At 73.6% G+C, this 15,919-nt stretch carries 1 protein-coding gene (running past one end of the window); it reads left to right on the top strand.

Annotated elements, in window-relative coordinates:
- Positions 1–38: 38 nt before the first annotated feature.
- Positions 39–15,919 carry the 5' portion of a non-ribosomal peptide synthase/polyketide synthase gene (locus tag ABGB06_RS29600; RefSeq protein ID WP_347594986.1) on the top strand. 12,589 nt of this gene lie beyond the right edge of the window, so 15,881 of the gene's 28,470 nt are visible here — the first part of the coding sequence; it begins with the start codon at positions 39–41; its stop codon lies off the right edge, out of view.

The raw sequence follows: 15,919 nt of genomic DNA, 5'->3' as shown, positions 1-15,919 counted from the left end.
CCGACTGGAACCACGTCGCCGTAAGGAGAAGAAACGCGATGACCCGATCCCGTGTCGAGGACGTGTGGCCGCTGTCGCCTCTGCAGGAGGGGCTGCTGTTCCACGCTGACTTCGACGACCAGGGTCCCGACGTCTACCAGCAGCAGCGGACCTACGAGCTGCGCGGGCCACTGGACGCGGAACGGATGCGGGCGTCGTGGCAGGCCCTGCTGTCGCGGCACGCGGCGCTGCGGGCGTGCTTCCGCCGGCGCAAGTCGGGCGAGGCGGTCCAGGTCATCGCGCGCAAGGTGGAGCTGCCGTGGCGGGAGGGGGACGTCTCCGGGCTGCCGGAGGCCGAGGCCCGCGCCGAGATCGACCGGCTCTCCGCGGAGGAGGTGGCGGAGCGGTTCGACCTGGCGGTGCCGCCGCTGATGCGGCTGCTGCTCATCAGGGTCAGCGAGCAGCACCACCGTCTGGTGTTCACCAGCCACCACGTCCTGACGGACGGCTGGTCGCTGCCGGTGCTGACCAACGAGCTGTCGGCGATCTACGAGGCGGGCGGCCACGCCCGCGGGCTGCGCCGGGCGACCTCCTACCGGGAGTACCTGCGGTGGCTGGGGCGGCAGGACAAGGACGCGGCGCGCCAGGCCTGGGAGGAGGAGCTGGCCGGCGTCGAGGAGCCGACGCTCGTGGCGGGTGGTGCCGCGGCCGACGCGGAGCGGACCTTCGGGAATCTGGTCACCGAGTTCCCCGAGGAACTGGCCGAGGGTCTGGTGCGGTTCGCCCGGAGTCGGGATCTGACGGTCAACACGGTGATCCAGGGCGCGTGGGGCATCGTGCTCGCGCAGCTGGTCGGCCGTGACGACGTGATCTTCGGCGCCACCTCCGCGGGCCGGCCTCCCGAGCTGCGGGGCGTGGAGTCGATGGTCGGGCTCTTCATGCACACCCTCCCGGTGCGGGTGGAACTCGACGCGGCCGAACCGGTGTCGCGGATGTTGGCCACGCTGCAGGCGCGCCAGTCGGGTCTGATGGCGCACCAGCACCTCGGGCTGCCGCAGGTGCAGCGGCTCGCCGGCGTGGGGGCGCTGTTCGACACCATCGTGATCTTCGAGTCCGCGCCCAAGCTGCGCACCGGGGACGCGAACCCGGACGCCCTGCGCATCCTTCCCGGCGGCGGGCAGGGCGTCGCGCACTACCCGCTCACGCTGGTGGTGGGCGGCGAACGCCTGATGTGCCGGTTCGACTACCGGTCCGACCTCTTCGGCGAGGACACCGTCCGGGCCCTGGCGCAGCGGCTGCTGTGGGTGCTGGAGCAGGTGATCGCGGACCCCTCGCTGCCCGTGGGCCAGATCGGCGTCGCGAGCGAGGCCGAGCGGTCGCTGGTGGTGTCCGAGTGGAACGCCACCGACCGGCCGATCCCGTCCGACACCCTGCCGGAGGCGATCCGGGCGCAGGCCGCGCGGATCCCGGAGGCGGTGGCGGTTCGTTGCGGTGCCGACGCGCTGTCGTACGGCGAGGTGGCGGAGCGGGCCAACCGGCTGGCCCGGCACCTGGTCGGCCTGGGCGTCGGCGCGGAGTCGCGGGTGGGCCTGTGCCTGCCGCGCGGCGTGGACATGATCGTCGCGATGCTCGCGGTCTGGCAGGCCGGCGGCGCGTTCATACCGCTGGATCCCGACTATCCGGCCGACCGGCTCTCGTACGTGCTGGAGAACAGCGACGCCACCCTGGTGCTGGGCGTCGCCGAGACCCTCGCCGAGATTCCCGCCGACGCCGCGCGCGTGGTGATCCTGGACGACGCCGGGACGCGGGCCGCGATCGCCGCCCAGCCGGCCACCCCTCCCCCAGGCCCTGGCGGCCTGGGAGGTGCCCCCACGGTGGCGACGGATCCGGCGCAGCTGGCGTACGTCATCTACACGTCGGGGTCGACCGGCCGCCCGAAGGGCGTCGCGGTCTCGCACCGGGGTCTGGTGAACCTGGCCGAGGCCATGAAGCCGGTGCTCGGCATGGACGAGGGCGTCACCGCCCTGCAGTTCGCCTCGTTCAGCTTCGACGCCTCGATCCTCGACGTCGCCACCACGCTGGCCGCCGGCGGCACCCTGGCCATCGCCACCGCCGAGGAGCGCACCGAACCGCAGGCGCTGGCGGAGATGATCCGCGAGGGCGACGTCTCCGTCGCCAGCGTCGTCCCGTCCCTGCTCGGCGTGCTGGACCCCGACACCGTTCCCGGCATCACCACCTGGGTGCTGGGCGCCGAGCGGCTCACCGCCGACCTGGCGTCCCGCTGGGCGGGACAGGCCACGGTGCGGAACACCTACGGCCCGACCGAGGCCACCGTCATCACCACCGCCATGTCCGCCCCGATCAGCGCGGACATCACGCCCGCCGACCAGGCCCCGGCCATCGGCCAGCCCCTCCCGAACACCCGGGTGTTCGTGCTGGACGGCTTCCTGCGGCCCGTTCCCCCGGGTGTCACGGGAGAGCTCTACGTGTCGGGCCCCGGCCTGGCCCGCGGCTACGTCAACCAACCGGGCCTGACCGCCGAACGGTTCGTCGCCTCCCCCTTCGACGACGAGCCGGGCCTGCGGATGTACCGCTCCGGCGACCTCGCCCACTGGGACACCGAAGGGCAACTGCACTTCGACGGCCGCGCCGACACCCAGGTCAAGATCCGCGGCCACCGCATCGAACTCGGCGAGATCGAAGCCGTCCTCACCACCCACGAGCATGTCCGCCAGGCCACCGTCATCGCCCGCGAAGACCGCCCCGGCGACAGGCGCCTGGTCGCCTACCTGGTGCCACACGGGGAGAGCCTCGACCAGGCACAGGTCCGCGACCACGTCGCCGACGCCCTGCCCGAGTACATGGTCCCCACGGCCCTCGTCGTGCTGGAGACCATGCCGCTGACCCCCAACGGCAAGATCGACCACAAGGCCCTGCCCGCCCCCGACACCGCCGGACAGACCACCAGCCGCGAACCGGCCACCGAGACCGAAGCCACCCTCTGCACGCTCTTCGCCGAGGTGCTCGGCCTGGAACAGGTCGGCGCCGAGGACTCGTTCTTCGAACTCGGCGGCGACTCCATCATGTCCATGCAGCTGGCCTCCCGCGCCCGCCGCGCCGGCCTGTCCATCACCCCCCGCCAGGTCTTCGAACACCGCACCCCCGCCGCCCTGGCCACCCTGGCCAGCAGCGCCGGCGACGAGCCCGAGACGCAGGGCGAACCCGGGGTCGGCCAGATACCGCTGACCCCGGTGATGCACGAACTGATCGAACGGGTGCGCCCGGACCAGGTGGCCCAGGTCGTCCAGGCCCACGTGGTCACCACCCCGACCGGGACCGACCTCGGCGTGCTCACCCGCGCGCTGCAGTCCGTCGTCGACCACCACGACATCCTCCGCGCCCGCCTCGACATCGACGAGGCGCAGTCCGTCCTGACCGTCGACGAACCGGGCTCGCTGGACGTCGCGACCCTGCTCACCCGCGTCGACGCCTCGGGCGCCGCCTCCGAGGCGGAGGTGCGCACGCTGGTGGAGGACCAGGCCCGGCTGGCCGTGGAACGGCTGGACCCGCGGGCCGGGGTGATGCTGCAGGCCGTCTGGCTCGACCGCGGGCCCGACCTGTCAGGGCGGCTGCTCCTGCTCGCCAACCACCTGGTCGTGGACACCGTCACCTGGCAGGTCCTGCTGCCCGACCTGGCCGACGCCTACGCCGACATCGCCGCCGGCCAGGGCCCCTCGTTCGACCCGGTCCCCACCTCGTTCCGGCACTGGGCGCGCGAGCTGGCCGCCCAGGCCGCCAGCGACCAGCGCCTGGCCGAACTCCCCGACTGGACCCGGCTCATCGACGGGCCCAACCCCCTGCTGACCGCCGAACCGGCCGGTCCCACCCGGGACGTCGGCAACACGGTGCGGCAGCTCACCGTCACCGTGCCGGCCGAGGTCACCGCCAGCCTGCTCACCGAGGTCCCCACCGCGTTCCACGCCGGGATCGACGACGTGCTGCTGACCGGCCTGGCCACCGCCGTCGCCGACTGGACCGACCAGGACACCACCGGTGGGTTCCTCGTCGACATCGAGGGCCACGGCCGCGAACCACTCAGCGAGACCGACGATCTGACCCGGACCGCCGGCTGGTTCACCAACCTCCACCCCGTCCGGATCGACGCCTCGGGCCTCGACCAGGCCGACGTCCGCGCCGGCGGCCAGGCCGCCGGACAGGCCCTCAAGCGGGTCAAGGAACAGCTCCGCGCCGTGCCCGGCGACGGCCTCGGCTACGGCATGCTCCGGCGCCTCAATTCGGAGACGGCCGCCATCCTGGCCGCCCTGCCCACCGCCCAGATCGGCTTCAACTACCTCGGCCGGATGCCCGCACCCGGCGGCGCGGCCCCCGAAGCCCCACCCTCCGATGTCTGGCCACGTTCCGGTGAGCCGGGACCCGACGGTGGGGCCCAGGGCGAACTCCCGGTCATGCACACCCTGGAGGTCATGGGCGTCGTCCGGGACCTGCCCACCGGGCCGGAGCTGACCCTCAGTCTGGCCTGGCCGGAACGGCTCCTCGACGAGGCCCGGGCGCGCGGCCTGCTGGACGGCTGGGCGGCCACGCTGACCGGTCTGGCCACCCACACCGCCCGGCCCGGCAGCGGCGGCTTCACCCCGTCCGACTTCCCCCTCGTCAGCCTCGAACAGCAGCACGTCGACGACTTCGAGGCCCAGGTCCCCGACCTGGAGGAGGTGCTGCCGGTCTCGCCGTTGCAGGAGGGCATGCTCTTCCACGCCCTCTACGACGAGGACGGCACCGACGTCTACGTCGAGCAGCTCGTCCTCTCCGTGGACGGGCCGCTGGACACCCCGGTGATGCGGGCCGCCTGGCAGGCGGTGCTGGACCGGCACGCCAGCCTCCGCGCCGGCTTCCAGCAGGTGGCCGGCACCGATCAGTCGGTGCAGGTCATCGCCCGGCACGCCACCCTGCCCTGGCGCGAGGAGGATCTCTCCGCCCTCGACGAGACCGCCGCGCAGGCCGAGGCCGAGCGGCTGGGCATCGAGGAACGCGCCCGGCGCATGGACATCGCGCGGCCGCCGCTGCTGAAGATCCTGCTGATGAAGCTGGGCGAGAACCGGCACCAGATGGCCGTGACCATGCACCACATCCTTCTGGACGGCTGGTCGCTGCCCATCCTGCTGCGGGAGCTGCGCGCCTGCTACGACGCCGGCGGCAGCGGCCGCGACCTGCCTCCCGTCACCCCGTACCGCGAGTACCTCGCCTGGCTGTCCCGCCAGGACACGAACGCCGCCCACCAGGCGTGGCAGCAGGCGCTGTCGGGGGCGGACGAGCCGACCCTGGTCGCGCCCCAGGCGTCGAGCTCCGCGCCCGTCCTGGCCAACACCGTCACCACGCAGGCGGGCGAGGCGCTCACCGAGGCGCTGCGGGAGGTGGCCCGCCGGCAGGACGTCACGCTGAACACCGTCTTCCAGACGGCGTGGGCCGTCATCGTCGGGCAGCTGACCGGGCGGCACGACGTCGTCTTCGGCGCCACCGTGGCCGGGCGGCCCGCCGACCTGCCGGGCATGGAGGACATGCTCGGCCTGTTCCTCAACACCGTCCCGGTGCGGGTGGCGTTCGACCCGAAGCAGACCGTCGCCGAGACGCTGACCGCGCTGCAGGCGCAGCAGCTGGCCCTGCTGGACCACCAGCACATCGCGCTCAGCGACATCCAGCGGCTCGCCGGCGCCGGCGCCTCGTTCGACACGATGGTCGCCTTCGAGAACATGCCCTCCGCCCCGTTCGCGGCGGCCGACCCCGGCGGGCTGCGGATCACGCCGGTGGGCATGCGGGAGTCGACCAACTTCGTGCTCGCGCTGGGCGTGGCGCCGGCCAGCGACCTGCAACTGCGCCTGGACTACCGGCCCGACCAGTTCGACGAGGCCGCCGCGCGCGTGCTGTCGAGCCGTCTGGTGCGCGTGCTGGAGCAGATCGCCCAGGACGCGGAGATCAGGCTCACCGACATCGACGTGCTGGACGAGGCCGAGCGGTCGCTGGTGCTGTCGGAGTGGAACGACACGGACCAGCCGGTGCCGTCCGGCACGCTGCCGGAGGCGATCCGGGCCCAGGCCGGCCGGACGCCGGAGGCGGTGGCCGTCCGCTCCGGCCCCGACGCGCTGACCTACGGCGAGCTGGAGGAGCGGGCCGACCGGCTCGCCCAGCACCTGGTCGGTCTCGGCGTCGGCGTCGAGTCGCGGGTGGGCCTGTGCCTGCCGCGCGGCGTGGACATGATCGTCGGGATGCTGGCCGTCTGGCAGGCCGGCGGCGCGTTCATCCCGCTCGATCCCGACTACCCGTCGGACCGGCTCTCGTACGTACTGGAGAACAGCAACGCCACCCTGGTGCTCGGCGTCGCGGAGACCCTCGCCGAGATTCCCGCCGGCACGACCCGCGTGGTGCTGGACGACGCCGGGACGCGGGCCGCGATCGCCGCCCAGCCGGCCGGGCCTTTCGGCAGGCGGACGGACCCGGCGCAGCTGGCGTACGTCATCTACACCTCGGGTTCCACCGGCCGCCCCAAGGGCGTCGCCGTCTCCCACCAGGGCCTGGTCAACCTGGCCCAGGCCATGCGCCCGGTCCTGGGGGTCGAGGAGGGCGTGACGGCGCTGCAGTTCGCGTCGTTCAGCTTCGACGCCTCGATCCTCGACGTCGCCACCACGCTCGCCGCCGGCGGCACCCTCGCCATCGCCACCACCGAGGAGCGGACCGAGCCCGACGCGCTGGCGGAGATGATCCGCGACGCCAATGTCACCGTCGCCAGCGTCGTGCCGTCCCTGCTCGGCGTGCTCGACCCGGACGCCGTGCTCGGCGTGGAGAACTGGGTGCTGGGCGCCGAGCGGCTCACCGCCGACCTGGCCTCCCGCTGGACCGCCCAGTCCCGGGTGTGGAACACCTACGGCCCGACCGAGGCCACCGTCATCACCACCACCACGCCCGCGCCGATCAGCGAGTCCATCAACCCCCAGGACCAGGCCCCGGCCATCGGCCGACCGCTGGCCAACACCCGGGTGTTCGTGCTGGACGGCTTCCTGCGACCCGTTCCCCCGGGTGTGACGGGAGAGGTCTACGTGTCGGGCCCCGGCCTGGCCCGCGGCTACGTCAACCAACCGGGCCTGACCGCCGAACGGTTCGTCGCCCGGCCCTTCAACGACGAGCCGGGGCTGCGGATGTACCGCTCCGGAGACCTGGCCCACTGGGACACCGACGGACAGCTGCACTTCGACGGCCGCGCCGACACCCAGGTCAAGATCCGCGGCCACCGCATCGAACTCGGCGAGATCGAGGCCGTGCTCACCACCCACGAGGCGGTGCGCCAGGCCGTCGTCATCGCCCGCGAAGACCGCCCCGGCGACAAGCGACTCGTCGCCTATCTGGTGCCGGACGGGGAGAGCCTCGACCAGGCGCCGGTCCGGGCCCATGTGGCCGGCGCCCTGCCCGAGTACATGGTGCCCGCGGCCTTCGTCGTGCTGGAGACCATGCCGCTGACGCCCAACGGGAAGGTGGACCGCAAGGCGCTGCCCGCGCCCGACACCGCCGGGCAGGTCACCAGCCGGGAGCCGGTCACCGAGACCGAGGCCACCCTCTGCACGCTCTTCGCCGAGGTGCTCGGCCTGGAACAGGTCGGCGCCGAGGACTCGTTCTTCCAGCTCGGCGGCGACTCCATCATGTCCATGCAGCTGGCCTCCCGGGCCCGCCGCGCGGGACTCGCCATCACTCCCCGCCAGGTCTTCGAACACCGCACCCCCGCCGCCCTGGCCGCGCTCGCCGGTATCGCCACCGACGCCGCCGCGGCCCAGGGCGAGCCGGGCGTGGGCGAGGTGCCGCTCACCCCGGTCATGCACGAGATCCTGGAGCGGCTCGGCCCGGACCGGCTCAGCCGCGTCGTCCAGTCCAACGTGGTCGCCACTCCCGCCGACCTGGACGTCGAGATCCTGGTCCAGGCGCTGCGGGCGGTCGTCGACCACCACGACATCCTCCGCGCCCGCCTCGACGCAGAGGCGACGCCGGCCGTCCTGACGGTCGAGGGACCGGGCTCGCTGGACGTCGAGGGACTCGTTCGCCGGGTGGACGCCTCCGCCCTGTCCGACGCGGACCTGCGCGAGGAGACGTTCCGCTCGGCGGGAGACGCGGTCGCCCGGCTGGATCCGCGGGCGGGTGTGATGCTCCAGGCCGTCTGGTTCGACCGCGGCCGCGACGTGCCCGGTCAACTCCTGCTGATCGCCAACCACCTGGTCATCGACACCGTCTCCTGGCAGGCCCTGCTGCCCGATCTGGCCGACGCCTACGCGGCCCTGGCGGCCGGGGGCACCGTCACCCTCGACCCGGTCCCCACCTCCTTCCGGCACTGGGCCCGCGAGCTCACCGCCCACGCCGGCAACGAGGAACGCCGCGCGGAACTGGCGGCGTGGACCGGCATGCTGGACGGCGCCGACCCGCGCCTGACGGACGAGTCGCTGGACGCCGCCCGGGACGTGGGCCGCACGGTGCGGCAGGTCTCGGTCACCGTGCCGGCCGAGGTCACCTCGGCGCTGCTGACCAGCGTGCCGACGGCCTTCCACGCCGGGATCGACGACGTGCTGCTGACCGGCCTGGCCACCGCCGTCGCCGGCTGGAGCCGTCAGGACGCCACCGGTGGGTTCCTGGTGGACATCGAGGGCCACGGCCGGGAGCCGTTGAGCGAGACCGACGATCTGTCCCGCACCTCCGGCTGGTTCACCAACCTGTACCCGGTCCGGATCGACGCCTCGGGCCTCGACCAGGCCGACGTCCGGGCCGGCGGCGACGCCGCCGGACGGGCCCTCAAGCGGGTCAAGGAACAGCTCCGCGCCGTCCCCGGCGACGGCCTCGGCTACGGCATGCTCCGCCACCTCAACCCGGAGACGGCCGCCACCCTCGCCGCCCTGCCCACCGCCCAGATCGGCTTCAACTACCTCGGCCGGATGCCCGCCCCCGGCGGCGCGGGCGGGGCGGCCGACGCGCCGAAGCCGAAGCCCTGGACGCCCGTGGGCGGTCCAGGGCCCGACGGCGGCGCGCAGGAGGAACTGCCCGTCGGCCACGCCCTGGACGTGATGGGCATGGTCCGCGACCTGCCCACCGGACCCGAACTGGTGCTGAGCCTGGCCTGGCCGGAGCGGCTCCTCGACGAGAGCCGCGCCCAGGAGCTGCTGGACGGCTGGGCGGCCACGCTGGCCGGGCTGGCCAGCCACACCGAGCGTCCCGGCAGCGGCGGCCACACCCCGTCCGACTTCCCGCTGGTCGCCCTCGACCAGGCCCAGGTCGAGCAGTTGGAGGCGGCCGTTCCGGCGCTGGAGGAGGTGCTGCCCGTCTCGCCGTTGCAGGAGGGCATGCTCTTCCACGCCCTCTTCGACGACGAGGACGGCACCGACGTCTACGTCGAGCAGCTGATCCTGGCCGTGGACGGGCCGCTGGACCCGGCCAGGCTCCGCGCCTCGTGGCAGGCGGTGCTGGACCGGCACGCCAGCCTCCGCGCCGGCTTCCGCGAGATACCCGGCACGGAGCGGCCGGTCCAGGTGATCGAGCGGAACGTCAGCGTGCCGTGGCGCGAGGAGGACCTCTCCAGCCTGGACGAGGACGCCGCGCTGGCCCAGGCCGAGCGGCTCGGCGCCGAGGAACGCGCCCGACTGGACCTGACCGAGCCCCCGCTGCTGAAGGTGCTGCTGCTCAGGCTCGGCACCGACGAGCACCGGATGGCGGTCACGCTGCACCACATCCTGCTGGACGGCTGGTCGCTGCCGCTCCTGATGCGGGAACTGCAGGCCTGCTACGAGGCCGGCGGCACCGCGCAGGGCCTGCCCCCGGTCACCCACCACCGCGAGTACCTCGCCTGGCTGGCCCGGCAGGACGCCGGCACGGCCCAGCAGGCCTGGCGCGACGCCCTGGCCGGCACCGAGGAGCCGACGTTCGTCGCCCCGCAGGCGTCCAACGCCGGGTCCGTCCTGGCCAAGGCGGTCACCGCCGACGCGGGCGGCGAACTGACCGAGTCGGTACGGGAGATGGCCCGGCGCGTCGGGGTGACGGTCAACACCGTGCTGCAGACCGCGTGGGCGACCGTGGTCGGTCAGCTCTCCGGACACCGGGACGTCGTCTTCGGCGCCACCGTGGCCGGACGGCCCGCCGACCTCCCCGGCGTGGAGGACATGCTCGGCCTGTTCCTCAACACCATCCCGATCCGGGTGACCCTCGACCCGTCCCGGACCGTCGCCCAGACCCTGGAGTGGCTCCAGGCCGAACAGACGGCGCTGCTGGACCACCAGCACGTGGGCCTGGCGGAGATCCAACGCCTGGCCGGTGCCGGAGCGTCCTTCGACACCCTGGTCGCCTTCGAGAACTTCCCCACCGGACCCGAACAGCGCCCCGGCGACTCCTCCGGCCCACGGTTCACGCCCATGGGCATCAGGGAGTCGACCAACTTCGCGCTGGCGCTGGGCGTCAACCCGGCCGGCGAGCTCAAGTTCCGCATGGACTTCCGCCCCGACCTCTTCGACGAGGCCACCGCCCGGACCATCGCCGGGCGCCTGGTCCGGGTCCTGGAGCAGATGACGGCCGACCCGCAGTCCCGGATCAGCGACATCCACGCGCTGGACGAGGCCGAACGGTCGCTGGTGGTCGAGACGTGGAACGCCACCGACCGGCCGATCCCGGCCGGTACCCTGCCGGAGGCCATCCAGGCCCAGGCGGCGCGGATCCCGCAGGCCCTGGCCGTCCGGTGCGGCAGGAACGACGCGCTGTCCTACGGCGAGATGACGGAACGGACCCACCGGCTCGCCCGGCACCTGACCGGGCTGGGCGTGGGCGCCGAATCGCGGGTGGGCCTGTGCCTGCCGCGCGGCGTGGACATGATCGTCGGGATGCTGGCCGTCTGGCAGGCCGGCGGCGCGTTCGTGCCGCTCGACCCGGACTATCCGGCCGACCGGCTCGCCTACGTGCTGGAGAACAGCGACGCGGGCGTCGTCCTCTGCGTCGCCGAGACGCTGACCCGCCTGCCGGCGGACACCATCCGCACGGTGGTCCTGGACGACGCGGAGACGCGGGCCGCGATCGCCGCCCAGCCGGCCGCCCCTCCCCCAGGCCCTGGCGGCCTGGGAGGTGCCCCCACGGTGGCGACGGATCCGGCGCAGCTGGCGTACGTCATCTACACGTCGGGGTCGACCGGCCGCCCGAAGGGCGTCGCGGTCTCGCACCGGGGTCTGGTGAACCTGGCCGAGGCCATGAAGCCGGTGCTCGGCATGGACGAGGGCGTCACCGCCCTGCAGTTCGCCTCGTTCAGCTTCGACGCCTCGATCCTCGACGTCGCCACCACCCTCGCGGCCGGCGGCACCCTGGCCATCGCCACCCCCGACGAGCGGACCGAGCCCCAGGCCCTCGCGGGGATGATCCGCGAGGTGGGCGTTTCGGTGGCCAGCGTGGTGCCGTCGCTGCTGAACGTCCTCGACCCGGAGACGGTGCCCGGGATCACCACCTGGGTGCTGGGCGCGGAGCGGCTGACCGCCGACCTGGCGTCCCGCTGGGCGGGACAGGCCACGGTGCGGAACACCTACGGCCCGACCGAGGCCACCGTCATCACCACCGCCATGTCCGCCCCCATCAGCGCGGACATCACGCCCGCCGACCAGCCCCCGGCCATCGGCCGTCCCCTGGCCAACGTCCGGGTGTTCGTGCTGGACGGCTTCCTGCGGCCCGTTCCCCCGGGTGTCACGGGAGAGCTCTACGTGTCGGGCCCCGGGCTCGCCCGCGGCTACGTCAACCAGCCGGCGCTCAGCGCCGAACGGTTCGTCGCCAACCCGTTCGCCCCGGGTGACCGCATGTACCGCTCCGGCGACCTCGCCCACTGGGACACCGAAGGGCAACTGCACTTCGACGGCCGCGCCGACACCCAGGTCAAGATCCGCGGCTTCCGGATCGAGCTGGGCGAGATCGAGGCCGCGCTCTCCACGCACGAGTCCGTGCGCGAGGCGGCGGTCGTGGTCCGGGAGGACCGGCCCGGCGACCGGCGACTCGTCGCCTACGTCGTCCCGAACAGTCCGGACGGCGCGTCCGGTGCGGAAGGCGCGGCCGGTGCGGAGATCGACGCCGAACCGCTCCGCGCCCATGTCGCGCTGACGCTGCCCGAGCACATGGTCCCGACCGCGATCGTGTCGCTGGAGACCATGCCGCTGACGCCCAACGGCAAGGTGGACCGCAAGGCCCTGCCCGCGCCGGCCCTCACCGGCCAGGTCATCAGCCGCGAACCGGTCACCGAGACCGAGGCCACCATCGTCACCCTCTTCGCCGAGGTGCTCGGCCTGGAGCAGGTCGGGGCGGAGGACTCGTTCTTCCAGCTCGGCGGCGACTCCATCATGTCCATGCAGCTGGCCTCCCGGGCCCGCCGCGCGGGACTCGCCATCACTCCCCGCCAGGTCTTCGAACACCGCACCCCCGCCGCCCTCGCCCTCGTGGCCGGCGTCGCCACCGGCGAGGCCCAGGGCGAGCCGGGCGTGGGCGAGGTGCCGCTCACCCCGGTGATGCACGACGTGCTGGAGCGGGTCGGCGAGGACCGGATGGGCCTGGTCCTCCAGTCCAACGTGGTCACCACCCCCGCCGGCATGGAGCGCGACCATCTGGACCGCGCGCTGCAGGCCGTGGTCGACCACCACGACATCCTCCGCGCCCGCCTCGACGCCGAGGCCGAACAGCCGGTCCTCCAGGTCGGCGAACCGGGTTCGGTGAACGCCGCCGACCTGGTCACCCGCGTCGACACGACCGGGCTCACCGGACAGGACCTCGACCAGGCCATGGAGCGGGCGGCACACGAAGCCGTGCGCCGGCTCGACCCGCGGGCCGGGGTCATGCTGCAGGCCGTCTGGCTCGACCACGGGCCCGACGCCCTCGGCCGGCTGCTGCTGATCGCCAACCACCTGGTCATCGACACCGTCTCCTGGCAGGCCGTGCTCCCCGACCTGGCGCAGGCCTACGCGGCCGCGGCGCAGAACGCCGAGGACGCGGCGCTGGATCCGGTCCCCACCTCCTACCGGCACTGGGCGCGCGAACTCGCCGCGCAGGCCGGCAGCGAGGAGCGGGTGGCCGAACTGGCGGCGTGGACCGGGCTCATCGAGGGCAGCGACCCGCTGCTGACCGCGCAGCCGGTGGATCCGGGCCGGGACGTGGGCGCGACGCTGCGTCAGGTCGCGGTCACCGTGCCGGCCGAGGTCACCGCCGCCCTGCTCACCGAGGTCCCCACCGCGTTCCACGCCGGGATCGACGACGTGTTGCTGACCGGCCTGGCCACCGCCGTCGCCGGCTGGACCGACCAGGACACCACCGGTGGGTTCCTCGTCGACATCGAGGGCCACGGCCGCGAACCACTCAGCGAGACCGACGACCTGTCCCGCACCGCCGGCTGGTTCACCAACCTCTATCCGGTCCGGATCGACGCCTCCGGGATCGGCCTGGCCGAGGTCCGCGCCGGCGGCGACGCCGCCGGACGGGCCCTCAAGCGGGTCAAGGAACAGCTCCGCGCCGTCCCCGGCGACGGCCTCGGCTACGGCATGCTCCGCCACCTCAACCAGGAGACGGCCGCCACCCTCGCCGCGCTTCCGACGGCCCAGATCGGCTTCAACTACCTGGGCCGGATGCCGGCCCCGGGCGGGCAGGCCGGCGCGCCCGAGCCGAAGCCGTGGACGCCGGCCGGCGGTCCAGGCCCGGACGGCGGCGCGCAGGCCGAGCTCCCGGTCGCGCACGCGCTGGAGGTCATGGGCATGGTCCGCGACCTGCCCACCGGACCCGAACTCGTGCTCAGCGTCGCGTTCCCGGGGCGCCTCCTCGACGAGGACAGGGCGCGGGAGCTGCTGGACGGTTGGGCGGCCATGCTCACCGGGCTGGCCAGCCACACCGCCCGGCCCGGCAGCGGCGGCTTCACCCCGTCCGACTTCTCCCTCGTCACCCTGGACCAGGGGCAGGTCGACCAGTTGGAGGCGGCCGTTCCGACGCTGGAGGACCTGCTTCCGGTGTCGCCGTTGCAGGAGGGCATGCTCTTCCACGCCCTCTACGACGAGGAGGGCACCGACGTCTACGTCGAGCAGTTGCTCCTCGCCGTGGACGGGCCGCTGGACCCGGCCCAACTGCGCGCCTCGTGGCAGGCGGTGCTGGACCGGCACGCCAGCCTCCGCGCCGGCTTCCGCGAGATACCCGGCACGGAGAAGCGGGTGCAGGTCATCGCGCGGGACGTCGTGCTGCCCTGGCAGGAGGAGGACCTCTCCGGGCTCGACCAGGCCGCGGCGGAGGAGCGGGCGGAGCAACTGGGCGTCGAGGAGCGCGCGCGGCGCCTGGACATCGCGCAGCCCCCGCTGATCCGGGTCCTGCTGATGAAGCTGGGCGAGGACCGGCACCAGATGGCCGTGACCATGCATCACATCCTGATGGACGGTTGGTCGCTGCCGCTCCTGATGCGCGAGCTGCAGGGTTGCTACGAGGCCGGCGGCACCGCGCAGGGCCTGCCCCCGGTCACCCCGCACCGCGAGTACCTGGCGTGGCTGGCCCGGCAGGACGCGGACTCGGCGCAGCAGGCCTGGCGGGACGCCCTGGCCGGCACCGAGGAGCCGACCCTGGTCGCGCCGCAGGCCGCGCGGACCGCGCCGGTCCTGGCCGAGACCATCAGCGGCGAGGGCGGACAGCAACTCGCCGAGGCGATGCGGCGGATGGCCCGCCGGCACAGCGTGACGGTGAACACCATCATGCAGACCGCCTGGGCGACGGTGATCGGCCAGCTGACCGGACACCGGGACGTCGTGTTCGGCGCGACGGTCTCCGGCCGGCCCGCCGACCTCCCGGGCGTCGAGGAGATGCTCGGCCTGTTCCTCAACACCGTCCCGGTCCGGGTGAGCCTCGACCCGTCCCAGGAGATCGCGCAGACGCTGGAGGCGCTCCAGGCGCAGCAGACCACGCTGTTGGACCACCAGTACCTCGGTCTGGCCGACATCCAGCGGCTCGCCGGCCCCGGCGCCACCTTCGACACCCTGGTCGCGTTCGAGAACTTCCCCACCGGACCCGAACCGCGTCCCGGCGACTCCTCGGGCCCACGGTTCCGGCCGATGGGCATCAGGGAGTCGACCAACTTCGCGCTCGCCCTGGGCGTGAACCCGGGCGGCGAGCTCCGGTTCCGGCTGGACTACCGCCCCGACCTCTTCGACGAGGCCACCGCGCGGTCGATCGCCGACCGCCTGGTCCGCGTCCTGGAGCAGATGACGACCCAACCGCAGGCGCGGAACAGCGACATCGAGGTGCTGGACGCCGCCGAGCGGTCCCTGGTGGTCGAGACGTGGAACGCCACCGACCGGCCGATCCCGGCCGGCACGCTTCCGGAGGCCATCCGGTCGTGGGCCGAACGGACCCCCAGGGCGGTGGCCGTCCGCTGCGGCAGGGACAACGCGCTGTCCTACGGCGAGGTGGCGGAACGGGCCAACCGGCTCGCCCGGCACCTGGTCGGGCTCGGCGTGGGCGTCGAGTCCCGGGTGGGGCTGTGCCTGCCGCGCGGCGTGGACATGGTCGTCGGGATGCTCGCGGTCTGGCAGGCCGGCGGCGCGTTCATACCGCTCGACCCGGAGTACCCGGCCGACCGGCTCGCCTACGTCCTGGAGAACAGCGACACGGCCGTCCTCGTCGGCACCACCGCAACGCTGTCCCAGCTGACACCAGGAACCACCCGCACGGTGGCCCTGGACGACGCCGGGACCCGGGACGCCATCGCCGCCCAGCCGGCCACCTCCCCCGAGCTGACCACCGACCCCGCTCAGCTGGCGTACGTCATCTACACCTCCGGATCCACCGGCCGCCCGAAGGGCGTCGCCGTCTCGCACCGGGGTCTGATGAACCTGGCCGAGGCCATGAAGCCGGTGCTCGGGATGGA

The organism is Streptomyces sp. B6B3, assembly GCF_039871525.1.
In the GTDB taxonomy this organism is placed as follows: Bacteria; Actinomycetota; Actinomycetes; order Streptomycetales; family Streptomycetaceae; genus Streptomyces.
Note: the sequence above shows the minus strand (reverse complement) of the source record. Positions and strands in the feature narration are given on the sequence as shown.